The sequence below is a fragment of the Gottfriedia acidiceleris genome, assembly GCF_004138285.1.
Lineage (GTDB): Bacteria > Bacillota > Bacilli > Bacillales > Bacillaceae_G > Gottfriedia > Gottfriedia acidiceleris_A.
Genome location: NZ_SCFN01000005.1, coordinates 673,597 through 699,115, shown reverse-complemented (window position 1 = coordinate 699,115; position 25,519 = coordinate 673,597). Strand labels below are relative to the sequence as shown.

The 25,519-nt window shown below is 33.1% G+C and carries 26 protein-coding genes and 3 pseudogenes; 8 read left to right on the top strand and 21 right to left on the bottom strand.

Translation table 11 applies throughout. From position 1 onward, the window contains the following. Positions 1-63: 63 nt before the first annotated feature. On the bottom strand, positions 64-300 hold the full coding sequence (locus EP747_RS11815) for a YuzB family protein (RefSeq protein WP_056468696.1): 237 nt from the start codon (positions 298-300) through the stop codon (positions 64-66). A 197-nt stretch (positions 301-497) separates the two neighbouring features. On the opposite strand from EP747_RS11815, the gene EP747_RS11810 reads away from it, so the two are divergent. Continuing rightward, positions 498-1,565 carry an NAD(P)/FAD-dependent oxidoreductase gene (locus EP747_RS11810; protein WP_129690122.1) on the top strand — a complete coding sequence of 356 codons (1,068 nt, stop codon included), beginning with the start codon at positions 498-500 and terminating at the stop codon, positions 1,563-1,565. 72 nt (positions 1,566-1,637) lie between these two features. Here the strand turns inward: EP747_RS11810 and EP747_RS11805 are convergent, their stop codons facing one another. From EP747_RS11805 to EP747_RS11795, 3 genes are all read right to left on the bottom strand, one after another. Beyond that, the gene (locus EP747_RS11805; RefSeq protein WP_205753817.1) at positions 1,638-2,603 is read right to left on the bottom strand and encodes an SPFH domain-containing protein; all 966 of its coding nucleotides are present in this window, start codon (positions 2,601-2,603) and stop codon (positions 1,638-1,640) included. Positions 2,604-2,614: 11 nt separating this feature from the next. After that, the gene (locus EP747_RS11800) at positions 2,615-3,037 is read right to left on the bottom strand and encodes an NfeD family protein (RefSeq protein WP_129690120.1); all 423 of its coding nucleotides are present in this window, start codon (positions 3,035-3,037) and stop codon (positions 2,615-2,617) included. Positions 3,038-3,283: 246 nt separating this feature from the next. After that, positions 3,284-3,586, bottom strand: coding sequence for a DUF1462 family protein (locus EP747_RS11795; RefSeq protein ID WP_049819759.1), 303 nt, complete (start codon positions 3,584-3,586; stop codon positions 3,284-3,286). 122 nt (positions 3,587-3,708) lie between these two features. Between EP747_RS11795 and EP747_RS11790 the strand changes: the two genes are divergently transcribed. Further along, positions 3,709-3,936: a NifU family protein gene (locus tag EP747_RS11790; protein ID WP_025671774.1), complete on the top strand. Its 228-nt coding sequence runs from the start codon at positions 3,709-3,711 to the stop codon at positions 3,934-3,936. Positions 3,937-4,149: 213 nt separating this feature from the next. Here the strand turns inward: EP747_RS11790 and yutH are convergent, their stop codons facing one another. Continuing rightward, the gene (yutH, locus tag EP747_RS11785) at positions 4,150-5,148 is read right to left on the bottom strand and encodes a spore coat putative kinase YutH (RefSeq protein ID WP_129690210.1); all 999 of its coding nucleotides are present in this window, start codon (positions 5,146-5,148) and stop codon (positions 4,150-4,152) included. 1,120 nt (positions 5,149-6,268) lie between these two features. Here yutH and EP747_RS11780 point away from each other — a divergent pair. Then, positions 6,269-6,790: a phosphatidylglycerophosphatase A gene (locus EP747_RS11780; RefSeq protein WP_129690118.1), complete on the top strand. Its 522-nt coding sequence runs from the start codon at positions 6,269-6,271 to the stop codon at positions 6,788-6,790. Positions 6,791-6,907: 117 nt separating this feature from the next. On the opposite strand, the gene EP747_RS11775 is transcribed toward EP747_RS11780, so the two are convergent. Together EP747_RS11775 and EP747_RS11770 are read right to left on the bottom strand one after the other, a co-directional pair. Beyond that, complete coding sequence (locus EP747_RS11775; protein ID WP_098861050.1) at positions 6,908-7,678, bottom strand: TIGR01457 family HAD-type hydrolase; 771 nt, start codon at positions 7,676-7,678, stop codon at positions 6,908-6,910. A gap of 123 nt (positions 7,679-7,801) precedes the next feature. Then, entirely contained in the window at positions 7,802-8,251 is a 450-nt protein-coding gene (locus EP747_RS11770; RefSeq protein WP_129690116.1) for a DUF86 domain-containing protein, read from the bottom strand. 160 nt (positions 8,252-8,411) lie between these two features. Between EP747_RS11770 and glpX the strand changes: the two are divergent. From glpX to EP747_RS11755, 3 genes and pseudogenes are all read left to right on the top strand, one after another. Then, positions 8,412-8,516 (top strand): annotated as a pseudogene (gene glpX / locus EP747_RS25360) (fructose-bisphosphatase class II); the annotation flags it as partial. 2 nt (positions 8,517-8,518) lie between these two features. Next, a pseudogene (locus EP747_RS11760) lies at positions 8,519-8,761 on the top strand (fructose-bisphosphatase class II); the annotation flags it as partial. 14 nt (positions 8,762-8,775) lie between these two features. Further along, positions 8,776-9,045, top strand: coding sequence for a DUF3055 domain-containing protein (locus tag EP747_RS11755; protein WP_025672291.1), 270 nt, complete (start codon positions 8,776-8,778; stop codon positions 9,043-9,045). A gap of 246 nt (positions 9,046-9,291) precedes the next feature. Here EP747_RS11755 and EP747_RS11750 read toward each other — a convergent pair whose 3' ends face one another. Beyond that, positions 9,292-9,567 carry a YutD family protein gene (locus tag EP747_RS11750; RefSeq protein WP_056468720.1) on the bottom strand — a complete coding sequence of 92 codons (276 nt, stop codon included), beginning with the start codon at positions 9,565-9,567 and terminating at the stop codon, positions 9,292-9,294. 91 nt (positions 9,568-9,658) lie between these two features. Here EP747_RS11750 and EP747_RS24230 point away from each other — a divergent pair, with 91 nt between their 5' ends. After that, positions 9,659-10,270, top strand: coding sequence for a YhcN/YlaJ family sporulation lipoprotein (locus EP747_RS24230; protein WP_165347006.1), 612 nt, complete (start codon positions 9,659-9,661; stop codon positions 10,268-10,270). Positions 10,271-10,840: 570 nt separating this feature from the next. Here EP747_RS24230 and lipA read toward each other — a convergent pair. After that, positions 10,841-11,725: a lipoyl synthase gene (gene lipA / locus EP747_RS11740; RefSeq protein WP_088014947.1), complete on the bottom strand. Its 885-nt coding sequence runs from the start codon at positions 11,723-11,725 to the stop codon at positions 10,841-10,843. A gap of 186 nt (positions 11,726-11,911) precedes the next feature. Here lipA and EP747_RS11735 point away from each other — a divergent pair, with 186 nt between their 5' ends. Beyond that, entirely contained in the window at positions 11,912-12,901 is a 990-nt protein-coding gene (locus EP747_RS11735; RefSeq protein ID WP_129690114.1) for a M23 family metallopeptidase, read from the top strand. Positions 12,902-13,009: 108 nt separating this feature from the next. Here the strand turns inward: EP747_RS11735 and yunB are convergent, their stop codons facing one another. The 12 genes and pseudogenes from yunB to EP747_RS11675 form a co-directional block, all read right to left on the bottom strand. After that, complete coding sequence (gene yunB / locus EP747_RS11730) at positions 13,010-13,846, bottom strand: sporulation protein YunB (protein WP_165347005.1); 837 nt, start codon at positions 13,844-13,846, stop codon at positions 13,010-13,012. Positions 13,847-14,084: 238 nt separating this feature from the next. Further along, positions 14,085-15,215 (bottom strand): HD-GYP domain-containing protein, encoded by a 1,131-nt coding sequence (locus EP747_RS11725; protein ID WP_129690110.1) that lies wholly within the window; start codon positions 15,213-15,215, stop codon positions 14,085-14,087. Positions 15,216-15,382: 167 nt separating this feature from the next. Beyond that, complete coding sequence (locus tag EP747_RS11720; RefSeq protein WP_129690108.1) at positions 15,383-15,685, bottom strand: YunC family protein; 303 nt, start codon at positions 15,683-15,685, stop codon at positions 15,383-15,385. Between the two features lie 72 nt (positions 15,686-15,757). Continuing rightward, complete coding sequence (locus tag EP747_RS11715) at positions 15,758-17,161, bottom strand: bifunctional metallophosphatase/5'-nucleotidase (RefSeq protein WP_129690106.1); 1,404 nt, start codon at positions 17,159-17,161, stop codon at positions 15,758-15,760. Positions 17,162-17,177: 16 nt separating this feature from the next. Next, positions 17,178-17,999 carry a sulfite exporter TauE/SafE family protein gene (locus EP747_RS11710; protein WP_129690204.1) on the bottom strand — a complete coding sequence of 274 codons (822 nt, stop codon included), beginning with the start codon at positions 17,997-17,999 and terminating at the stop codon, positions 17,178-17,180. A 130-nt stretch (positions 18,000-18,129) separates the two neighbouring features. Further along, positions 18,130-18,654: a DinB family protein gene (locus EP747_RS11705; protein WP_129690104.1), complete on the bottom strand. Its 525-nt coding sequence runs from the start codon at positions 18,652-18,654 to the stop codon at positions 18,130-18,132. Positions 18,655-18,870: 216 nt separating this feature from the next. Continuing rightward, positions 18,871-19,464, bottom strand: a pseudogene (locus EP747_RS11700) (histidinol dehydrogenase); the annotation flags it as partial. 565 nt (positions 19,465-20,029) lie between these two features. Next, positions 20,030-20,437 (bottom strand): WxcM-like domain-containing protein, encoded by a 408-nt coding sequence (locus tag EP747_RS11695; protein WP_165347003.1) that lies wholly within the window; start codon positions 20,435-20,437, stop codon positions 20,030-20,032. A 36-nt stretch (positions 20,438-20,473) separates the two neighbouring features. Next, entirely contained in the window at positions 20,474-21,445 is a 972-nt protein-coding gene (locus EP747_RS11690) for an NAD-dependent epimerase/dehydratase family protein (RefSeq protein ID WP_235832825.1), read from the bottom strand. Positions 21,446-21,459: 14 nt separating this feature from the next. Beyond that, positions 21,460-23,058 (bottom strand): glycosyltransferase, encoded by a 1,599-nt coding sequence (locus EP747_RS11685; RefSeq protein WP_129690100.1) that lies wholly within the window; start codon positions 23,056-23,058, stop codon positions 21,460-21,462. Between the two features lie 63 nt (positions 23,059-23,121). Continuing rightward, complete coding sequence (locus tag EP747_RS11680; protein WP_129690098.1) at positions 23,122-24,375, bottom strand: UDP-glucose dehydrogenase family protein; 1,254 nt, start codon at positions 24,373-24,375, stop codon at positions 23,122-23,124. Next, positions 24,372-25,472: an NAD-dependent epimerase/dehydratase family protein gene (locus tag EP747_RS11675; protein WP_235832824.1), complete on the bottom strand. Its 1,101-nt coding sequence runs from the start codon at positions 25,470-25,472 to the stop codon at positions 24,372-24,374. Before EP747_RS11675 ends, EP747_RS11680 begins: the two co-directional genes overlap by 4 nt. Positions 25,473-25,519 lie beyond the last annotated feature (47 nt).

The following is a 25,519-nucleotide window of genomic DNA, read 5'->3' as shown; positions in this document are numbered from 1 at the left end:
CTAAAATATTGTTGAAATAGCTCAAAAAATAGAAAAAGCACTGTTAATTATTAACAGTGCTTCTTATATTAACATATTTTCTTCTAAGAAAATATAAATATTATCTACTAGCTCGGTTGCCGTTTCTCCAGTTACTACTTCCCCTTCAACTAGTGCAAAAAGTGATAGACTACATTTTCCACAATATCCAAGGCAGCCATATTCTAGTATGTCTAGATTTGGATCACGTTCAAGCTGTTCTAAAGCTTTTTGTGCACCGTCTGCTAGGTTTTTTATACAAAATTCGACTAATGGTCTCACTATTTTTCACTCCTTGCTCCTCATAAAGTTACTCTTTTTTTTTTTAAAACGTCAATCCTTTTGAGAATAAATGGAATGAGCTTTATTTTACCGAGTTAGGCGTTGTTATTTTAACATAAAATATATATAATATAATTGTCGAAAAATAGAAAAATTTTTTCATTCAACGCTAATAAAACAAAAGGGGAACATCAACTATGAAAAACCTCGTATTACTAGGTGCCGGATATGGAAATATTCGTGCTTTGTCACGTCTATTAACATCTGATTTACCTGAGGATGTTCATATCACATTGATTGATCGAAATTCTTTTCATTGCTTTAAAACTGAGTATTATGCATTAGTTGCAGGTACGGTTCCAGAGCAACACATTAGAATACCATTACCAACTCATGAGAAATTAAAGGTTGTATATGGAGATATTACTACAATTGATACGGCAAACAAGAAAGTAGAATTAAGCAATGGAAAATCAGTTTCTTACGATGATTTAATTATCGGTTTAGGTTGTGAGGATAAATACCATAATGTACCTGGTGCACCGGAACATACTTACAGTATTCAAACAATTGAAAAAACAAGAAACGCTTATGAAAATGTAAACAGTCTACCTCCTAATTCAGTAATCGGTGTTGTAGGTGCTGGTTTAAGTGGTGTAGAAGTAGCTAGTGAACTAAGAGAAAGTAGAAGCGATTTACAAATTTTACTATTTGATCGTGGAAGCCGAATTTTATCAATGTTTCCAGAAAAACTTAGTTATTATGTACAAAACTGGTTTATTGAGCACGATGTAAAAATTATTAGCAATTCAAACATTACAAAAGTTGAGAAAAATACTTTATTTAATCATGATGATGAAATTCATTGTGACGCTGTTATTTGGACAGCGGGAATTCAACCAGTTGAAGTTGTCCGCAATTTAGACGTAGAAAAAGACAATACAGGAAGAATCGTCGTAACGAAATATCATCATATGCCAAACGATGAGCATGTTTATGTAGTGGGAGATTGTGCGTCATTACCATATGCACCTTCTGCACAGCTTGCGGAAGCTCAAGCAGAACAAATCGTTATGGTTTTACAAAAAAAATGGAAAGGTGAAGACCTTCCAGAAGTAATGCCTCAAATAAAATTAAAAGGTATTATGGGCTCATTAGGTAAAAAACATGGTTTTGGACTATTCAATGAACGCCCACTAATCGGACGTGTTCCAAGATTAATTAAGTCTGGGATCTTATGGCTATATAAATATCACAATGGTTGATTAAAAAATCATCTTTTCAGCTATACTTATATGCTAAAAAGCCCCTTAGCATAATTGCTTAGGGGCTTTTTTTTATTCTGTTTTGTCAGATTTAATAACTTCTTTTACACTTTCAACCATCCCTAAAAGCTTTGTAGCGTCTGTCGGAATAACAAGTTTTGATGCATGGCCGTAAGCTACTTTTTCTAAAGCTTCCATTGAACGCAATTGAACCATTTCTTTAGTTGGCTCCGCATTTCTCCAAACATCTAACACAAGTTGTTCCCCTCTAGCTTTCGCTTCAGCAAGCTTAATGATTGCTTCTGCTTCCCCTTCAGCACGTAAAACTTGAGAATCTTTATCTCCTCGAGCTTTTTCAACTTGGCTTAAACGTTCCCCTTCTGCTTCAAGAATTTTTGATTGCTTTTCTCCTTCTGCTTTCAGGATTTTTGATTCTTTTTCACCTTGTGCATTCAATACTTTTTCACGACGTGTACGTTCAGCTTGCATTTGTCTCTCCATCGCATTTTGTATATCAATAGGTGGAATAATATTTCGGATCTCTACACGATTAACCTTCATTCCCCATTTATCGGTTGCTTGGTCAAGAATTGCACGGAGTTTATTATTAACTGTATCACGACTTGTTAAAGTTTCATCCAAATCTAATTCCCCAATTAAGTTACGTAAAGTAGTAGCAGTCAAATTAGAAATAGCAGACAGTGGATTAGCAATTTCGTATTCATGACGCACAACATCAGTTACTTGATAAAAGACAACTGAGTCTACTTGGATACTAACATTATCTTTTGTAATCATCGATTGTGGTGGAAAATCTACCACAGTCTCACGCAATGTTTTTTTACTAGCTACGCGTTCAACAAATGGCATTACAACATGGATTCCACTCTCTAATTTACGATGAAATTTCCCTAATCGTTCTACTAGATATACTTCAGATTGTCTAACAATGCGAATACTTGATAACAAAAGTAACACAACAAATAAAACAATAATACCAATTATAATTGGACCAACCATAGAACTTACATCAGACATAGCACTTCTCCTCAATTAGTTATTTTCACGTATAAAGTTGCACCTTCTATTTTTGTTACAATTACCTTTTCATTTAAAACTAACGGTTCTGTAGAACGGATTGTCCATTCGTCACCATAAACTTTAGTCGTACCAACTGTATCATCATTTATTTCAACAGAAGCTACAACGACCTCTTTACCAATTAATGCATATACTCCATTTTCAATCGTTTTATGCTGGTGGATTCTTTTTGCAAATTTCTTTGTACTAAGCCACAAAATTAATGCACTAATAATAAAAACGATAAAAGTAAAGGTGTTTGATCCTGTTAAATAATTTACGACTGATGCTAAAATGCTCGCAATACCAATCCATAAGAATACAAAGGTTAACGAAAACATTTCGATAATAATTAATAAAACTCCAATTACAAATAAACATATCGCAACCATTCCACCCCTCCTCCCAATTCTATATATATATGCCAAAAATTGTAATTTATTTTACACTTCTATTCTATCATGTAAATCTACAGCGATTTACATAAAATAATGAATTTTATTAAAACATTTTAATAATACTCAATTCTTAGTTACAACATACTTTAAAAAGAACGTAACAAAAACAACTTAGTGATTAGAAAAAGGATTCTTAACCAATAAAAAACCCCCTACATTTTTGTAAAGGGTTGTAATTCATTATAGTTCAATAGCGTTATAAACATCTTTTAATTTTGGATTACCTTCACCAACAACATTTCCATTTACTAATACTACCGGATAGAAAAATTCATCATTTCTAACTCGTTCAGCGAAATCTTCTTTTTCATTATTCTCTACATTAAATATATCAATGTATTGAAAATCAAAGGCTAAGTCAGGATATTTTCTTTGAAGTGCAGCTTGAAGCCATTCAAAAGTTTCAATTGATGATGGCATTCCTACACAACTTGCACATATTACTTCAGCTCCAAAAACTTCCACTAAAATTTTATTACTCATTTTCTCCTCCTAGCATACAATAAATGTGTGTCCAAAAATAATTTCAAACACACAAAGTACTCTGTAATAGATTTTTTCCTCTTAACTGATTATAATAAAATTAGTGAAAGGAGTCGATATGAATGGACATGAAAGAACAAGTACAAGAAGTTTTAGATAAATTAAGACCGTTTTTACTGCGTGATGGTGGAGACGTTGATTTAGTTGATATTGAGGATGGAATTGTTAAACTTCGCCTATTAGGTGCATGTGGCAGCTGCCCAAGTTCAACTATTACATTAAAAGCTGGTATTGAGCGAGCTTTATTAGAAGAAGTACCTGGTGTAATTGAGGTAGAGCAAGTATTCTAATATATAGTCAATACTAAAAGAGAGGGTATAAAACCCTCTCTTTTTTGTATGTATTTGTTGTAAACCCATAAATCTGATATTCAGACTGATTGAAAACGCTTGTCTTTCGAGGCGCGAAGCCTGGTGAGGAGCGGAGTTACCTTAGACGGTAATGAGCACCACAGACAGGCGAAGCAACGAAGAAAGCGAGCGTTTGTCAACAGTCTGAATCTTTTATTTTAGCCATTTAATTTCGCGAATCCCTAACTTAGCAGTTGGTAGTCCGATTAAATCATAAAAACCACCTAAAAAAGCTTCGAACTCACTAGTATTTTCAAGATAATTAACTAACTTACGCTCATATCTTTTCCGATCCGCATCACTCCTTGCCAAATAATATCCTTCAATTGTTTCAAAATAGTGAACAGGAAAAAGAAGTCTTGCAAATAACAAACGCCACGCAAAAGTAGATAATGGACTTTTCTTTTCATAACCATAAAAAAATGAGAGAATTTTCTTTTGATAATTATCAGGATTCTCTAAATATTCATCCCTAACCCATTCAGCAAGGTCTCTGCTTGGATGATCATAAATCCATTCAATCGGTACTTTCGCAAAATGAATTTCTTTCTGTCTTCGTTCAGTCATTTTTTGATGACAGATTGTTGCTGCATCAACAACTTGAGGAGTATCATCTAGTTCAGTGTCTACAACATATTGAATCGCATTTTCGGTCATTCCGAGATAATAGGGAAAAGATTCAATAAATATTTGTTCGAAAAAATTTTCAGGGTGACTATTTACTTTACTTTGCCAAAATCTTTCTAATTGCTCTAAACGTTTTTCCCATAAATTCTTCCATTTCCCTATCCTATTTAATCTTTTCAATTCATCTGAATATTTTTTCCCTCTTAAATGAAAAATTGCTAGTTCTTCACCGTTATTATTACTGCGTTCATTTTGTCTGTTACTCTTAAATAAAGAATAATTATTTCCATCAATCTTACTCACATAGTACCCTTGAACATTTTGAACAAAGGTTGCGACCGTTTGATCACCGGTTGAGCTCATAAAATCACTTAAACTCTTCATTTCTTGCAAATCATCTTCTTTTAAATTTCCAATGGGTGCAAGAAAATACACCCTATTCCGCTGCCAAAACATGTAATATGACTGTACTTGAAGTAATTCAGCTGGTTGAATTTGATAATGAGTAAACATGTCTTGAATGATGTTTTGGTTGCGAATAAACATCATCACTCACATCCTTCTTATACCTACTTAATTAATATATATGTCACAAATCTAAAAACCTGTACCCTACTTTTTCACTTTCTATATATAAACCCGAATGGCCATACACAAAAAGGGAGAGAATGACGTAGTATATATGAAATGTGGAAGCGAGTTGGTCAGCCCCGACAAGCATAAGACAAAGGCCAAGAAAGGTTGCTTTTTACCTTTATTGGCATTTGGCTTATGACCTCGAGGGGCTACTCGCTGGAACTAGACATCATGAAATGTAGAAGCGAGTTGGTCAGCCCCGACAAGCATAAGACAAAGGCCAAGAAAGGTTGCTTTTTACCTTTATTGGCATTTGGCTTATGACCTCGAGGGGCTACTCGCTGGAACTAGACATCATGAAATGTAGAAGCGAGTTGGTCAGCCCCGACAAGCATAAGACAAAGGCCAAGAAAGGTTGCTTTTTACCTTTATTGGCATTTGGCTTATGACCTCGAGGGGCTACTCGCTGGAACTAGACATCATGAAATGTAGAAGCGAGTTGGTCAGCCCCGACAAGCATAAGACAAAGGCCAAGAAAGGTTGCTTTTTACCTTTATTGGCATTTGGCTTATGACCTCGAGGGGCTACTCGCTGGAACTAGACATCATGAAATGTAGAAGCGAGTTGGTCAGCCCCGACAAGCATAAGACAAAGGCCAAGAAAGGTTGCTTTTTACCTTTATTGGCATTTGGCTTATGACCTCGAGGGGCTACTCGCTGGAACTAGACATCATGAAATGTGGAGGCGAGTTGGTAAGCCCCGACAAGCATAAGACGTTTACTTTATTAGACTTTGGCATATGAACTCGAGCGGGCTATTCTCCCGAACTGTACATTACAAAAATATGAAGGCAATTGACTCAACAGATAAGACATAAATAAACTTATTAATTTTTACTATGTTTTAACTTTTTTTATAAAGGGGAATTTTGTTCGATATCGAATCATATATAATTAATCCTCTTATTTCTTAAAAATAATTTATAGTAAAAGTTTTACTTATTTTATGAAATCTCCATTTTAGTTATTTTTATAGTAATTAAATCAATCGATAAGGAAAAGGTGATGAAATGGAATATTTAAATCACGATTTAGAAAAGACTGCATTATCGTTATTAGAAAAAAGAGGTGTTACGCTCGATGACATTGCTGATTTAGTTTACTTTTTACAAAGTAAATATCATGATAATTTATCTAAAGATGAGTGTAAACACAATGTTGAGAGAGTCTTGACAAAACGTGAGATACAAAATGCCATCATTACTGGTATTGAATTAGATATTTTGGCAGAGCAAGATAAACTACAGGAGCCTTTGTTGGCTATTATCAAAAAAGATGAAGGCCTTTATGGAATTGATGAAATAATTGCCTTATCGATCGTAAATGTATATGGTTCAATTGGATTCACGAATTACGGTTACATCGATAAATTAAAACCTGGAATTTTAGAAAGATTAAACGATAAATCAACAGGCTTAGTAAATACATTTTTAGATGATATTGTTGGAGCGATTGCAGCTGCTGCATCTAGCCGTCTTGCTCATCGTGCCGCACATAAAAAGGCTGATCAAATTAAAGCTGAAGATGAATAATAAAGAGTGGTCTCATAAGTTATTCTACATTTGAGACCACTTTTTCATTTGAGTAACACAAAAAAACCCACAAGTAAATTAATTACTAGTGGGTTTTTTCAAGTCTATTTGGTTTCCTTAAATATATTTAATCCACTCTTCTAATGAGTCAACTGAATATGTTGGCTGCGTTTCATAATTTGACAACATATCCCTTGTCGTTACACCAGTATGAACAATTAATGTGTCAACCCCAGTATTAATCCCAGCCATAATGTCTGTATCATAATAATCACCAATCATTAATGTATCCTCTTTTGCAACACCAAGAACTTTTAATGCTTGTTCCATTATAATTGATTCAGGTTTTCCAATAAAAATTGGTTTTACTGTTGTAGATACTGCTATTACAGATGTTAGTGAACCATTTCCAGGTAATAAACCTCTTTCAGTCGGAATCGCTATGTCGCCGTTAGTAGAAATAAATGTCGCGCCATTTCTTACAGCTATACAAGCCTTTGCTAATTTCTCATAATTAATACTACGGTCTAAACCACTAATTACAAAGTCAGGATTTTCATCTGTAATTGTTAAACCAACTTCCTCTAAGGCATATTGTAAGCCCTCTTCACCTATCATATAAACAGTAGCATCTGCCTTTTGTTCTTTTATGTAATTTGCTGTGGCATTACTTGTTGTAAAGACCTGTTCTTTTGTAGTTGGAATATTAAAGGAATTAAGTTTATCAGCAACTTGTTCTGGTCTACGTGTAGAATTATTCGTTACAAAAAGATATGGAATATTTTTTTCCTTCAGAGCCTTTATAAAAAGACTAGCTTCCTCTATTTGCTCCTCGCCACGATACATAGTTCCATCTAGATCGATTAAGTATCCTTTATATTGTTTCATATTGCTACTCCTTACTAGTCAGACTGTTTACTTCGAACAACAAACGAACAGTCTAATATTCAATATTTTTTTATAGAGAAATAATTCAGACGAAGCAAGCGCGCTTGTCTAGTCTGAAATAGATTATTTTTCCTCATCACTACTAAAAGCATTTATTACTCCTAGTTCTTTATCAAGAAAAGCTTGAACCGAAACCGGGAATTCCTTATATGCTTCTATATTTTCGCTTAATGTCATCACTATTTTTTCTGTAATTGAAGATGTGTAATCTTGTAATAAATGTTTTCGAATTGGAATTAATTTTTTTATTGATTCTCCAATTGATGCAGTAATAACTTTTTCATCCATTAGAATATCAACAATGTCATCATAACTTCCTGGGTCCCTCATTATAAAGCCATCAATCATTGTATTTCCAATATCTAACATACTGTCAATCAAAAGATGTGTCATTCTTTCCAAAGCTAATTCTTCTATTTTATTTTTGGGATGGCTGTTTGACGCATAAAACTCAAGCATTGAATTTAAAATTTCAATTCGATCTAATATGTTTTGACGATTTACAAAGTACATATGTACACTTCCTTCTCAATTCTATCTTCTACATTTTATGGACTTATATTTATTTTATAGCTAAATTCGAAAAAAATCGACAAATGAAAGCGTTTCTTACCGATTTTTGTTATATTATATAGGTGAATATTTTTCTGGACGTTGGACTTTTGGAGCGTGAATAGCACTTGAGATTGTAATAGCTACTGAAGCAACTACCCTTCCTCTCGCTCATTGGATGGGACGCGGTAAGAAAAATGAAGCTGATGACGTTGCTACTTCAAGCACTTAGTACCAATGAATAAAGAAGAAGAACAACGTTGTATGGGATATGGGACTTAAAAAAACCCATAACAACAATAAATGATTTAGTAAAAGGTGACGATGCAATTTTTGCTGCTACAGGGGTTACTTTCTTAGGTGGAGACTTAGTCGAAACTCATAATTGTTATAAGAAGTAAAACAAAAACTGTGCGACATATTAAAGCTCATCACCATTTAGGATACAAGCCCAATCTTATTTTAGTATAATGGAGGAATAAAAAATGTCAGAACGTTTTTTCTTATATGATGACACTATTCAAGCAAAGACTCGTTTTGTAAGCTTTATGGGAGAAGAGCAAAGACATGATCTTGCTTTAGTATATTCTGATCGTCATTATGGCAAAGTTATGATAATGGATATGCAAAGTAATCGATTTGCAATTATTGGTTCAGATGATTTAAAAGAAGAAGGTTACTTAGAATTTGCTTTCGGAATTTCTGAAGAAAAGGCTGCTGAATTATTAGATTTTCTTAGTGAAATTATTTTCTAATTTTTCGTTCCTGTGGATAAATAATTTATTTTTACTAAATAATCTGAAAAATAGTGGATAACTAAAAAGTTGTCCACTATTTTTGTGATTAAGTCTTCAGTTATTCACATTTTTGTTGAAAGATTCAAACTTATCCACAAGGTTTTTACTGTTTCAAATAATCAAAAAATATTTTATCCACAAACTTTGTTCATGTTAAAAAAAACAACTTTCCTCAAAATAAAAAAAGATGGGTTTCCCCATCATTTAATTTTTTACTTTTTTAACTACAAAATATTTACATCCAAAATTACAATACTCATAAATATATTCACGTAATGTACTTATTTTTGAATCATATGGAACATTTTTTTGAGAATCATCAAAAAATCCTCTAAGTCTTAGTTGCTCATAGCCCCAATCCCCAACAATGTAATCATACTTTGAAAGGATCTCTGCATATCTCGCTTTAAAGGCTTCTTCATTGAATCCTTCACGGTAATCTTCAACTACTTCATAGCAAATATTCTGTATGCAAACCAATTTGTATTCTCCTTCCTTTTACTCCCATAAATATGTAACCAATATTTTGGCATACTAATTTTACATTGATTATTAAAAGGTGGTATTTAATATGCGTAAATATTTAGTTTGTTTATTAACCTTATTTTTATTAACAGGATGTTCATTCGGTCCAAGTCATTCAAGACAGTTCGATTATGAGGACGTAACATATAAAAATGAACATCGAACAAATCCAACACCTAAACAATTAAATACAAAGCCGATGGATTTAGGTGATGTAAATGCTAAAATGTCAAATAACTCTTACAAAGATTATGGCTTTTCTAGACTACAAAAGCAAGATGTTTTAGGTAAAGATGGTGATTATACATTAACAATTGATAAACAAGAAGTGTCAAAATTCATTTCTTATTTAGTTGTAAAGCTTCCTGATATAGACGATGCAGCTACATTAGTTACAGACCAAGAGGTATTGATTGCTTATCGATCTGATGGTGATAAAAAACTAGCTAGAAAGCAAGTTGAAAAAACTGCTCAATCTGCCCTTCCTAGTTACTATCATATCTTTACTTCAAATTCCATACAAAATATTAATAATATTGAGGACCTAAATAAATATGGTCAGCTTAACGATGGACAATTAGAGCAAAAAATAAAAGAATTAGCTGAAGGTTTTGATGTGGATAAACAAAGCATGCATTTTGATCAGATCTCAAAATAATAATCAAAATAAAAGCACTAGTATAGGCTAGTGCTTTTTCATGCTGTTAAAAAAAGAATTCGTCAATTAAAATTGTTGGATTGATCATTGATAAGTAAGTTGTGTCATATTGATTTCCACTACAGGGTGCTCGCTTTCCATGGGGCGAGATTCTTGAGCCTCCTCGGCGCCGCCTGCTAAGGTCTCAGCCTTCCCGCTTCTCCCATAGGAGTCGATCCCCCTTTCGTTCCAATCATGTTCTTTATAAAAAAAGAAGAATCTTAAAAACTATAGACTAGTCAATTGAACGATTGAACTAACCTTATTAATCAAATTGTAACTTATGATGACGACTTACACATCTTTACAAAGATTGATCGTCAAAAAAGAAGATATTTTAATTTTTGCAAGTTAGTTAGACCATTTATATATCAACCAAAATCACTTGTTTATCAATAAGATGACAGATAAAACAATAATAAATAGATTATTTTTTCATAGAAATTCATTTAATGTTAATATTGTACAATATTGACTACAATATATTTCAACACTCTGAAAAAAGCACTAGCATAGGCTAGTGCTTTTTTATTATGCTTGTTTAGCAGCTTCTACTTGTTCGTCAGCATGGTATGATGAACGAACTAGAGGACCAGCCTCACAGTGTGAGAAACCTTTTCCTAATGCAATTTCTTTTAGGGCTGCAAACTCGTCAGGAGTATAGTATTTTTTTACAGATAAATGAGTTTTCGTTGGTTGTAAATATTGACCTAATGTAATGATATTTACACCTGCGGCACGTAAATCATCCATTGCTTCGTAAATTTGTTCATTTGTTTCACCTAATCCAAGCATGATGCTTGATTTTGTAGGGATACTAGGATTAATTTCTTTTGCTCTACGTAAAAATTCAAGTGATCTTTCATACGTAGCTCTTGCACGAACACGTGGAGTTAACTCTCTAACTGTTTCAATATTATGATTCATAATATCTGGTTTTGCATCCATTAGCATTTTAAGGTTCTCAAATTTCCCACCCATATCAGATGGTAAAACTTCAATTGTAGTAAATGGATTTGCTTTTCTAACTTCTCTAACAGTTTCGGCAAATACAGCTGCTCCACCATCTCTTAAGTCATCACGAGCAACCGCTGTAATTACTACGTGCTTTAAGTTCATTTGTGTTACTGATTCAGCAACTCGAACTGGTTCTTGTAGATCAAGCTCAGTTGGTAAACCAGTTTTAACTGCACAAAAACGACATGCACGAGTACAAACCGCACCTAAAATCATAAATGTAGCTGTTTTTCTAACTGCCCAACATTCATGGATATTTGGACAGCGAGCTTCTTCACAAACAGTGTGAAGATTTTTTGATCGCATCATTTTCTTTAATTCTGTGTAAGATTCATTTGTGTTTAATTTTATTTTTAGCCACTCGGGCTTTCTCAAATATTCTTCTTTTTTTGATGCCATTTGAAATTCCTCCAACGTTTATTCGTTTACGACATATTTCATTTTTTCTTCCAATAGTTTATATATTACTACATTTTTCGCGGATATGAAAAACTTTCGTTTGATTAAATCCATTATCCCTATAATTTCCATTTATGAAAGTCGCTCCTTTAACCAAACTATAGATGTAAATCAATTTAAAGGATGATGGTTTTGAAAAAAATAATTGTACTTTTTTGTATGGTGGTTATCTTCATAATGCCATCATTTGCAAATGCAGAAGAAAATGGTCAAGCTCAGCTTAATAAAGAACGTATGGCCTTATATAAAAAAGGTGAAACGCTAACCTTTATACCTTGGTATTACTTTGCAGCTATAGATACTTATGAACGAAATGTACGGAGTGTAAGGAACGATATACCAAAACGTGAAAATGGGGTCCTTTCGATCTATATTAAACCAGAGGATTGGAGCGGACTATCAAATCCGGTTAAGAAAGACACATACGCTCCTACTATCCATTTATTTAGCGGAATTGGTTTAGATGGAAATAGTGATGGAAAAGCTTCATTAGAAGATGATGAGGATATTCTGTACACATTCATTCATCGATTACATTTCTATGGCCCATCCAGGCAATATATTCGAATGATGCTATGGGATTACTACCAAAGAGCAATAACTGTTGATATTATCGATGAATATGCTAGATTGTATCAATATTACGGAAAGTTAAATATAGAAGGTAATGCCTTCCCATTACCAATTCGCAGTACACATAGTTATCGAAGTACATGGGGTGCACCACGAAGCTTTGGTGGACGAAGAGTTCATGAAGGTACTGATATTTTTGCAAATTATGGTACTCCTGTAATGGCTACATGCTATGGAATTATTGAGACAAAGGGCTGGAATCGAATTGGAGGATGGAGAATCGGAATTCGCGACTTATATAATAATTATCATTACTACGCTCACCTAGGTGGTTTTAATAAAGAAATTCAAAGAGGACAAGTAGTAGAGCCAGGAACACTCATCGGTTATGTTGGAAGTACTGGTTACGGACCTCCAGGGACATCAGGAAAATTCCCTCCACATTTGCACTATGGTATTTACAAAGACAATGGTTACGCAGAGTGGTCTTTTGATCCTTATCCAAAATTACGTCTTTGGGAGCGTCAGGATAGAAGCAAATAAAAAAAACTCACCGATTGGCGAGCTTTTAGTCAAATTAAAACCATTAATGAGAAAAAAAGCAGACTAATTTAGCCTAGTGTACTAAGTTAGTCTGCTCTATTTTTAAATTTATTTTTTTCCTTTTGTTGTTGATGGAGTTTGCGGTGTGGTTTGTTGAGTATTTGGAGTAAATGGAATATAACTAGGAACTTCTCCATCGATAATTTCAGTAGCAATTGGGACTTCTACTTTCACCTTTGTTGATTTTGTACTAAACGGGATAATTACATTCATATTTACTTCTACATTCATAATAATTTCGACTACAGAATTATCAAATCCAAATGGCTTAACTTCCTGTTTAACATTAGCCACTGCATCACCTACTACAGAAAAGCGAACTGGTATAGTAGGTCCAAGTTTTCCTAAAAGTACTGTATTTGTAACGACTCCAATAGGTACTTTTAAATAAAACCCATCATTATCTGCCTTCATTTTCTTCATTTCTGCTTTTGATAAAGATAAAAATGATATATCCCCATTTTCAACTCTACGTATATTTTCTTCAACGTGCTGAGTAGTAGAACCAATTATTTTATTGATTAAATATGTATTCGTACTTATTACCGCCTTACCGTTTTCATCTACATCCCGAATGATAATATCCTGCCCTTGTAATTCCTTAGAAGCAGATTCATATGCTTCGTTGATAACTAAAGATGCAATTCGTCTTGTTTGTTTCTCAGAATATTTTAAGATCGTTGGAGAGAAAATTTTATCAATTTCCCAAAATGCATATAAGGAAAAAAATAATAAGACAATACTAATAACTACGAATTTATTTGGAAATATATTACGAATTGATTGGGTTATTTGAGTTGATCCAGTTTTAAATCCTCCAAAAGATTTTCTTTTTGAAACAAAAAATTTATTTTTTGGAACACGTCTGTACTTAAATCTTTTCATCGTATCCATGCCCCCTTACTAATGGGTATGCATGTAATTGCCTGTTCATTCTTAATGGATTTGTAATAAACCACTAAAAAGATACCTTTCAGACTGCCCGAAAACGCTCGCTTTCTTCGTTGCTTCGCCTGTCTGGTTGCTCATTACCGTCTAGAGTAACTCCGCGCCTCGAAAGTCAAGCCCTCGCAATCAGTTTGAAATCAAGTTTTTGGGATTTTGTCTACACACTAAAGAGGCTTCAATTATTTAACTCGAACATCTTACTATTGATGCTTTGTTTTAATGATTGACCACACTCGATAATCTCTAATTTCAACTCATTATATAAATTCACTTCATAAGGAATACTTAATTTTCTTCCGTTTTCTTCAATTATCCGCACAACTGGACGATCTGTCGAAGCATCATTTTGTCTAAAAATAATTCCCAGTCTACTATCACTCAATTTTACGTGTAATCCCGTTGGATAAATAGTTAGTAGATCGCTAAATATGCTGATCAATTTGGCATCAAATAATTTATCACTTTCACTAATTAATAATGTTAATCCTTCATGCGGGAGCATTGCTTGTCGATATACTCGGCTGGAAGTAACAGCATCAAAAAAGTCGGCAATCCCAATAATCTTTGAGAAAAGATGCATTTCCTCACCGAATAATCCTTTTGGATAGCCACTCCCATTGATCCTTTCATGATGCTGTAATGCACAGTCCGTAACAACCGGATGTATAGAACGTACTTGTTGTCGTAGTATATCGTATCCAGCAATTGTATGTTGTTTAATGAACGCATATTCATCTTCAGTTAAACGGTCCCGTTTATTTAAAATCTTTTTTGGAATGGCCATCTTCCCAACATCATGTAAAAGTGCACCTAATCCAAGTAAATTAAGCTGGATTTTATTTAAATCTAATGTCGTTCCAATTCCTAAAGAATACATAGCTACATTCAGTGAATGTGTAAAGATATACTCATCAAATAGTATTAAGTCAATCAATAAAGATAAAACATCTTTCTGTTGCCATAATTCATTTTGTAGTGATTTTATTATTTCTTTAAGCCTAGATGCGTTTTTTTCTAAAGATAGCCATCTTAAATAAAAATCTTCGCTAATTAATTTAACAAAAGTATCTTCTATTTTTTTTGTGATTTCAATGCGAAGTTCGTCTGATATTATTGTCTCTTCCGTTAAGCGTTCTGATAATTGAGCATGTACTAAAACAAATGGAACAGCTAATTTATGTATTCGCTTAATCATCTCTTCTGTTAAAGGAATATTTGCATTAACGATCATTTTTCCATGTTCAGTATAAACCGGTATTCCTAAGATCGTACCTGGAACAAGTGTTGAAGCTTCAACAACTCTCATTGTTTTCTCCTTGAACAATTTTTTTATTAAATATATGGCTTTTCATAACAGTTAATTCATTGTAATCATCAATTTTTGGGGGCATTCGTTTGTCAACAGTCTGAAAATCAGGGTTTATGTACTTTGTCTATAAACTAAAGCCACTAAAAAAAATTTAGTGGCTTTTTTTATATCATCTTTAATAATGCGTCTCTTCCAATCATTCCTTTTTGAATACCTAACTTTTCTGCTTCAACTGTAATTGATTCTAAAGGCGCATTTAATAATTCTTCTATTGTTTTTACTCCAACTGCTCGGCCTGCAATAATTTGACGATCGCGCAATCTTTCATTCAATAAAGCTACATCTAATGCTCCGCACATAATATATCCTTTGTCATTCATAACGACCAATAATGTAGTTTTTGGAAGTAAAACCGTAACAGCATTAAATGTATGATTATCTATTTTAATTGGGCTTAAATTGATCAAGTTCAACGCTCCTTTCTCATTCTAAAATATGAGAAAAAAACAAAAGTGAAACCTGTCTAATCTTGATAAATTTTATACACTTTTTAAAGCCCAAAATAACACATCACGAATAAATTCAGGCATAAAAAATCTTTTATGGCCAGCATCACGAATTGTAGGAATAAAATGGCCAAACGTAAATAAATCCAAAGTTCCGATCTCATACGTTCGATTTAAATCTAACATTTCTCCATTAATAAATAATTCTTCTTGATAAAAACGCCTTTTCTTATCCCTATTAACAATAGTGATTCCATCGTAAACCATTTTTCCGATTACCTTTCCTCTAAATCCAAAACCTTTCATCTTCAAATGAGTCAATTCTTTATCTTCACAACGATTTAAAACATCTAGTAATTCCTTGCCAGACAAATTAATGACACAAGGATTAATAGGATGTGGGCATATTCGATGAATGTCACCCTTTGTAACAAGTCCATGCGTTAAGCCGTCAAGTAAAATACCCGAATTTAGTATACTGATATCTGATTTTGTCCATTGGCGAAGTGCATTTGCTAATAATTTCGGCAATGGACTTTCTTTAAACCAATTCACACTCATGTTACTCGGTAGTTGAGTCACCGGTTCACTTAAAATTTCTTCACTTAGTCTCATTAAATTAGCCAGCATGAGTTTCGTTACTTCATCTTGGTAATATTTAGGAATTGTATGTACTTCAGTAACTGAAGCTTCAGTATTTATTATAATTTTCGTTTCTTTATTTACAGTAATTAATACCTCGCCTAAATAGTTACCATGTTTACCTGTTCCACAAAGTAAAGTTTCACCAGCATACTCTCCATTTGGAAATAAATGATGAGTATGTGCGCCTAAGATAATATCGACTCCTGAGAATTGTTCAGCAATTCTCTGATCGTCTCTCATACCTAAGTGAGAAAGTATAATGACAATGTCTGATTGCGCTTTGACAATTGGGAGAATGTTATTTAACATTTCAAACGGATCTTTTATACTCCATCCTAAAGTTTCATAAAACACTGGATAAGCGACTGTTAATCCAATTACACCTAGTTTTACTCCATTTTTTTCATATATTTCAAAAGGCTTGCTGAAACTCTGACTACCTTCATCTGAATTGGCTAAATTACCAACTAATACATCAAACTTTGCATCTTCGTAAAGGTTTAACAACTCACCTTTTGATAGGGTAATTCCTTCATTATTTCCTATTGTAACTGCATCAAATTGGGCATCGTTTAAGAGTTCTACATTACCCTTTCCTAAAGTAGCCTCCGAAATTGGATGAAATCGATCAACGAAATCGCCAATATCAAAAGTAAGTGTGGCCTCACCTTTCCCCTTAGCTAACTCTCTTTTAGACTTCAACAAACCAACAATTGTTGGCCACGTTTCAAAGTGGCTGTGAATGTCATTTGTATGGAACAACCGAATATTAATAGTTTGATTTGTTTCCATTGTTCCACCATCCTTTTTAAATATTTTCTATAATTAATTTTATGCCGTAAAATAGCACGACTAATCTTAAAATTAATGCGATTGTTTCAGTTTTTAATTTTTGATTAATATACGCACCAATTTTCCCACCAAACCATGCACCGGGAATAAGTAAAAGAATGTAATAGAAATTTACTTCTCCTAATGCTATGTATGAAATTGAGCTCCCAAGAGTCGTAAACATAACGACAAACATTGAAGTCGCAACAGCTAACTGAGGTGGAAAACCAAATAAAAACGCCATCATTGGTACTAATAATATTCCTCCACCAATTCCAAATAATCCTGAGATGATCCCGATACAAATAGATAATGAAATCGCCAATGGAAGACTATAGCTATATGTATATGCTTCGCCTTCATCATTTGTATATATTCGTATAATACCTTTATGTACTTCCTTTATTTTTTTATTTAATTTTGAAGAAACTAATAGAAAGACTGATATACAGATTAAAAATATACCAAAAAATAAAGTAAACCGCTCTGTATTTAAAAGCGAATTGATGTATGTACCTAGTAAGCTACCAGGAACACTACCTATTAAAAATAAAATACCACTCTTATAATCAATTCGTTTTTGCTTATGATACGAAAGGGTGGATGAAAGCGAAGAAAACACAATTGTAATCAATGAAGTTCCAACTGCAACATGAATTGGTACAGTCGTAAAAGCGGATAAAAAGTGATCAATATTAAGTAACATTGGAACAATAATAATTCCTCCGCCTAATCCAATCAATGATCCGACTGTTCCTGCAGCAAGTCCTATACTGATGAGTATAAGAATTTGTAGAATGATATCCAACCTAAATTTCTCTCCTTTTTAAATACACTAAAAATCTATTTTCTCTATAGTTTAAATAATAGTTTAACATAAAAAAACTCGGAATTCCCCGAGTATGAATAATACCTTTTATAAACAGTGACTATTGTTTTAATATACTTAAATTTGCAATCCAAGGTCCTACGTCAGTTTTATATCTTTTTGCCATCACTCTTGTAATTTGAGTTACATGGGTTAGATCATGTACGACCCAAGTGGATAATAATTCTTTTAATTTAACGGAGCCAAAGTCAGGATGAATCCCTTCTAATTCCAAATGGTTATTAGGGTCCACTAATAATTGTAGTTTTTTAATATTTTCCGTTCTTAAATTCTTAAAATCAAGCAGTCTTTCTTCTATTGATTTCTCGTGTTTTTCATTTAAATGCGAAAAACGATCGAATGGGGGGAAATAATTGTTTCCTTCTTTGTTAAGCATGCAGTTCAACCTTGGAATCCAATTTGTTTTTTCACACTCAATTAGATGGTCGATTACTTCAGAAGCATTCCAAGTTCCTTCACCTTCATTACAGTTTAACCAAGATTCTGATAAACCCGATAGAAGGGACTCTAATGATTTGGGTGTTCTTTCTAAAACTTCAATTGCTTCTTTAAGGTTAAAATTCATAAAAAACCCTCCCACTTAGATATAAATTCCTCTTACATCTCGTTTACTTTCAAGTTAAATTTTACCACAAATTGATATATCTTATTTTATAAAAACCTTTATTTATCTGAACAATTAACGAGGTGTAAAGTTGAAGGATTTTACCATATCTCCTGATTCACATAAAAACCATTCCTCACTATTTTTTAGGAATGGTTTTTTGTAGTGCGCATTTACTTATTGTATTACTGCGATCTTACTGTAACGACGAACGCGCAAGTTAGCTTGTTCTGCATGGCCAGCAAAATTTTCAAGGTTGCATAGACGTGAGCAATATTCACCAATCATAGCAGTTGCTTCTGTTGCAACTTTTTGGTATGTACAAGTTTTAATAAATTTACCAACCCATAATCCACCAGTATAACGAGCAGCGCCTTTTGTAGGTAGAGTATGGTTCGTGCCAATTACTTTATCGCCATAGGCCACATTTGTTTCTTTTCCAAGGAACAATGCGCCGAAGTTTGATAGATTTTGACGGAAGTATTCAGGATCTTCAGTAAGGATTTGAACATGCTCGTAAGCGAGTTTGTCGCCTTCTACGACTGCTTCTTCTAAACTATCAACTAGAATGATGATTCCATTGTCCTCCCATCCAACACGTGCTATTTCACCAGTTGGTAGTAGTTTTAATTGACGCTCTATTTCTACTAAAGTTTCTTGTGCTAGTTTTTCAGAAGTAGTAATTAAAGCACAAGGTGAAGTAGGTCCGTGCTCGGCTTGTCCTAAAAGGTCTGTTGCGATCATTTCTGCATCAGCCGTTTCATCGGCAATACTGCCATATTGTCAAGATAACATTTTATAAAAAATAAAATTATTTAAACTAGGTTATACTCTTTTAACACTGAACACTTATCTTAAAGTGAATTATAAAGAAAAAGAGACGAACTTTAAAAGTTCGTCTCCACTAAAAACTCTATAAACCAATTGAACCTTCCATCTCGAATTTAATTAATTATAAATAAAGTAGAATTAAATATAATACAAATAATGGCTTTAAATCAATGTTTCAAAAATACACTCGTCAATATTCGATATTATAAACTAAACCGAAATCGGCATGTAATCGGCACGAAAGTCACTCACCTATAAAAATAAACAAATTCGCAGACAAAATAAAATAGAAAAAGATTTATTAATAAAACCATTGATTTTGAATATCTACACCTTCTTAACTCAAAGAACAAACAGCTGCTAAAATTTCAAAAGTACATTAAGATTAATTTCTGGTCAAATGTATTCAAAAAATTTACAAGCTATTTTTAGACACATAAAAAAAGATTCCCAACCACTGGTGATGGTAGTTTTTGTAATTTCTAGGCTATTAGATGAAAATTATTTATTGTATGATTTCCATATTGAATGTATCTGTATCAAGTTTATTATATTCCTTGGATGAAACGGCAAGCATGACTAACGGCAGATCCCCTTCGTTTTTAAAAGCATGCACTACATAAGGTGTAACTTTTAAAATCAAATTATCACTTGATGAAATATTGATTTCTTCCAATGTTCCTGTATCAAGATTCTTCAGTGCAACCTTCGCCTTCCCACTAACAATCACAAAATACTCTAAAGTTTTTTTATGATAGTGGTTCCCTCTAACACTTCCCTTTTCAGAATACAGTAAGTACACCTCTTCAATTTGGATATCTTCCTCTAACTGACTTTTCATTACAATTTTTTTTAGACTTCCTCGCTTATCTTCAAAAGGTTGAATGGAAATTAATTCAAATCCTTTCTCCATTATAACAACTCCTTCCCACCCCATTACCGTCTTCTTTTATCTACCTGTTCCTATAAATTTTTCTTTATTTCTTGTATACCAATCAATAGTTCGTTTTATGCCATCATGGAGGCTTATTTTAGGTTCCCATTTTAAAACGTTTTTTATTTTAGTGGTATCAGGCTGTTGTCTCCAAACTTCATTTTCCCTATAAGTAAGTGCACCATAATTTGGTTCTTTATTTGGGCTCATTTCCTTGTAAATCATGTCAACATAGTGCTTTAACTTATAAATAGTACCACTGCCGATATTAAATATTTCGTTTTTAATAGTTTCATTTTGGGCAGCCAAAATAAAACCTTCAATAATATTTTCTATATAACAATAATCCCGGTATTGTTCACACGGAGTTAAATTAACTTCTTTGCCATCTAAATTAGATAAAATAATATAAGGAAAAAATTTATGGCTTCCCTCTTTCTCTCCAAATACACCAAAAGGCCTTAGAGTTACAATATCTATGTTATTTTCTGAAGCGATTTGATGGGAAATAATGGAGGATGAGGCTTTAGTACTTCCGTAAATACTATCGGGCTCTAAATGAGAACTCTCTTTAATTATTTCCTTTTTGTCACCGTATTCCATACAAGTACCTACATTAATAAATTTCTTGCATCCTACATCTTTTAAAGAATTTAACATATTCATTGTCCCTATGATGTTGGTGTTAACTGCAGTTAAATAATCCTTTTGTCTAGAATCTACACCATATGCACCAACATGAAAAATATATTCTGGCTTAATCTGTTTTACGCAATTGTCTATTGAAACGGAATCTCTTAAATCAATCAGATGGATGTCAATATGCTTTTTTAATTCTTCAATTCTCCATAAATCGGATGATTCCCTAACTATAATGGATACATCGGCTTTTTCATTTACCATTTTTTGCACGACATGAGATCCAATGAATCCATTTGCTCCAGTAATTAAAACCTTTTGATTATAAAAATAATTAGTCTCTGCCATAAATTCCTCCATTGTTATTTTTCTGAATCAAGAGTTCTAGTGGGACTCTCCATGACTTTTAAACCTGTATACTGATTCGGCCATTGGTCTAAATACTTTTGGTCTAACCATAGCTCTACTTCCACTTTGTTAAAACACCAATTAATACAATCCTTCTTCCATTTGTACAGGCATTCTAGTGCGATTTCATCTCTGTTAAATCCTATTAGTCCAGCATCATACACACCATAATTCTTTTCTTCTTCAGTAGTAACTGGCCTCGTGAAAATTAAAAGAGAGTTCCCACGCTTCAATTCATCAAATAAGTTATTAAAATCTGTATAAAGGCTGTTATCAACGTCGGTATAAACAAGAGAATTTACTTGATAATTATTTTTAAATATATATGAAATAAAGGAAGGTTTTAATGTCCGGATATATTCCTCAGGGCTTCGAGTATCTTTGATGCTTAATAACTCGTTGCCTTCAAGATTTTTTAAATTTATAAGAAGGACATGATCTAAACTCAATTTGTAAAAGAAGGAATAGGTGCTCTCATCTAGACAGCAAATCCATAGTTGAAAATTGGGTGTATTCATCTTAAGGGAGTTAAAAAGTGCTAAACCTTGTTCAAGAGATTCTTTCCCAATAATTGTACATAGGTTATTTTTTCCTTTATCAGCTGACAAATTTATTTCAAGGTTAAAATAATTTCTTATATGATTATCTTTTATACTCTTTTCTTGAACGAAGTTACTGTCCACTTCTTTTATTTTATTCATCATTGCTATTGAGGCATTTATATAGGGAATATAAATATGCTTAGTGACGTCATCTCTGCAGTTCATTACATAATTACAAATATCAAAGACATTACCATCATAGTATTTAAACCCATAAAAATGGAAAAATATTATTTTTTCATTATTTATAAATATATCTTTGTCTTTTTTAATAACTGGACTTTCTATTAACCTGTAATTTATGATATAAGGAGTAAGATTGACACCTACATTCTCAATAATACCAATATTCTGAAATCTCATAGGCCAATCATTTGCATATACCTGGTCGCTCCAACGTCCTTTTTCCCATCTGTCAAAACACCATTCTATAAGCTTCTTTCTAAACCAATGAAGGCATACCATCGAATATTCATCTCTTTTAAAACCCATATAACCGGTATTATAGATGCCGTTCGTATCGCCTAATATACTATGTTCCTTTAGCCATTTTTCAGCTGTTAACGTAACAGAGTATTCTCCCCATTCGGTAAAAATAGGTTCTGGATTCGAAAAAAAGAAGGTATCACCGTCCAGCCATACAATATGATCGATTTCTTCGAATTGTTTTAATAGATATATACATACCGTCGCTTTAGAGGTCCAAATATATTCCTTGTCATTTCGAGAGCCTTTTACCGAAAGTAATTCTTTGTCTTCCTTTTCAATCTCTTCCAAACTTATTATAGTTGCATGAGTTAGATTCATTTTCTCAAATAATTTTTTTGCTTCTTCATGAAGACATATCATAAAAAAATGAAAATCTTTATCATGTTGTTCAATTGAGTTGTATAATAATAAACCTTTATAGGCGTAATCCTTACTAAACGTTGAGCAGTAATAATGTTTCAACTGTTCAAACTCCTTTCAAGTTTAAATTTTAGTCTGCAGCTTAGGTATCCCTTTAATTGTTAACTAGTGGTAAATATAACGGTAATCGAAAACGTTCTTTTTCTTTATCGACTCTTCATTTTTAGTAAATTCATCCCAAGCTGTTAAAATTACAACATGATCAACCATTGAAAGCAGTGATGATAAGTTAGGAGAATATTGAATAGGAAAGCCATTTGCCTCTTTAAACTCTTCGTTTGCCATAGGATCATAGGCGATGATATTTGTGTATCCTTTTTGAAGTAAACCTTGAATTATAGCTTTTGCCGGTGTATCCCTAATGTCATTTGAATTTGGCTTAAATGCTAACCCGAGGATTCCTATATTTTCATTCTTTTCAACTTTTCTTTCTATATCAATGACAACAAATTCTTTAATGGCTTCATTTACTTTTAGGGTACTTGTTAATAGTTCTGGTGTGTAAGAATTCTTTAAGGACTGACTAACTAAAGCCATCGTATCTTTAGGAAGGCAGTAGCCGCCAAATCCACAACCCGGGAATACATAAGATGACATATTAGCTGGTGCGCCACTCCACCTTCTATCAAGATGTAAGACCTGAAAGGCTCTTTTTATATCAATATTTCCGATAGACCTAGCGATTAGTGACTGTTCATTTGCGAAACTGATAAGAGTAGCCAGCATCGTGTTAGATAAATACTTAATATATTCAGCAGTATTTAAAGAAACCTGGTAAATCGGGGCATTAAAAATTTGGTATATCGTTTCGAGTATCCGTCCACTTTTATCATCCTCCTGGCCAACAACAATACGATCAGGATTCATAAAATCGTCCCAAGCATATCCTTCTCTTAAAAATTCAGGATTATTGGTTAGGCCAATTTCAACTCCAACCTTAAAACCTAAATTTTCCAGATATGGTTTAATCTTTTCACTTGTTGTGGATGGAGGAATAGTCGATTTGATCACTAATACTTTAAACTCAGGCTTTTTTATATAGCCTGCTACATTTTTAATAGCTTCGAAGATATATCCCAAATCCGCACTACCATCTTTTTTGCTCGGGGTTCCCACACAAAGGAAGATAACTTCACTGTTGATTACAGCTTCCTGTAAATCATCTGTAATCGTAAAACCTTTATTAAAGTGCTTATTTAATTTTTCATTAAGATTAGGTTCATAAAAGGGAATCTTACCATTTCTTAATTGCTCCTTCTTCTTTTGATCAATATCAAAACCGTAAACATGATACCCTTTCTCGCTAAATCCTAAAGCCGTGGTCAATCCAACAAATCCAAGGCCAATTACAGTAATCAATGAATTTCACCCTCTTCCTTCAAAAAGGTTAGAAAGCGATCGATACCTTCAACAATTGATATTGTTGGTGAATAGTTTAAAAATTTTCTTGCCTTTGAAATATCAGGACATCTTCTTAATGGATTATGTGTTAGATAGCTCTTTTCTTCCGATTCTTTAAATTCTATAGACTGATTAAAACCAAAAATTGCTGAGCCTGCATCCTTATAAATCTGAGCTAATTCTTTAATTGAAATTTCAGGTGTATCTATTCCTATATTAAAGTAGTCAAATGGTTCATATAGTAGCGCCTTTAAATAACCAGTGATTGCATCTGTAACATAACAAAATGTTCGAGTTGGTTTTCCGTCGGAGTGCATAATCAGTTTTTTATTCTCAATAATAGCTTTTGCAAAGTCAGCAGGCACCCTTTTATCATCAAGTCTCATTCCGGGACCATAATTATTAAATGGTCTGACAATTGAAATGGGCATACCAAATTTTTCGGCGTATAAGTAACATAGCGTCTCTCCGAATCGTTTTGCCTCATCATAGCATGCGCGTGGTCCTATCATTGCCACATTTCCTCTATACTCCTCGGAAGTTGGAATGTAACTCGGAAATGGATCACCATAAACTTCACTGCTGGAGAAAAACAAAAACCCTTTAATGCTTTTATCCTTATAAAAGTCTAACAAAGCTCTTAGTCCAAATACATTAGCATCTAAGGTTTCAAGAGGATATTTTCTATAAAAGGTTGGCGAGGCAATCGAAGCCATGTGGATAATAAAATCAACATCGTTAATTTTATTAGTATCAAATAATGAAAACTCAGTAATATCAAAAATGTATAATTCAATCTTTGGATTTAATTTCCTTAAATCTGTAATCCATTTGGGTTTTCCTAGTTTAAAATTGTCAATTCCAATAATCTTTTTAATACCAAGTTGCGCTGAATAATTAGATAAAAATGACATGAAATAATAGCCTAAGAATCCGGCGCAACCCGTTATGAGGATTGATGAATCCTTAAGTTTTTCTATTTCTGTCTGATCAAGATTATTAAATATATATTGAAGATCTGACTGATAGATATTGTGTTTTTCATATAAATCCAAGTTATCTACCTCCACATTCACTCTTTTTAATAAAACGATTGCACTAA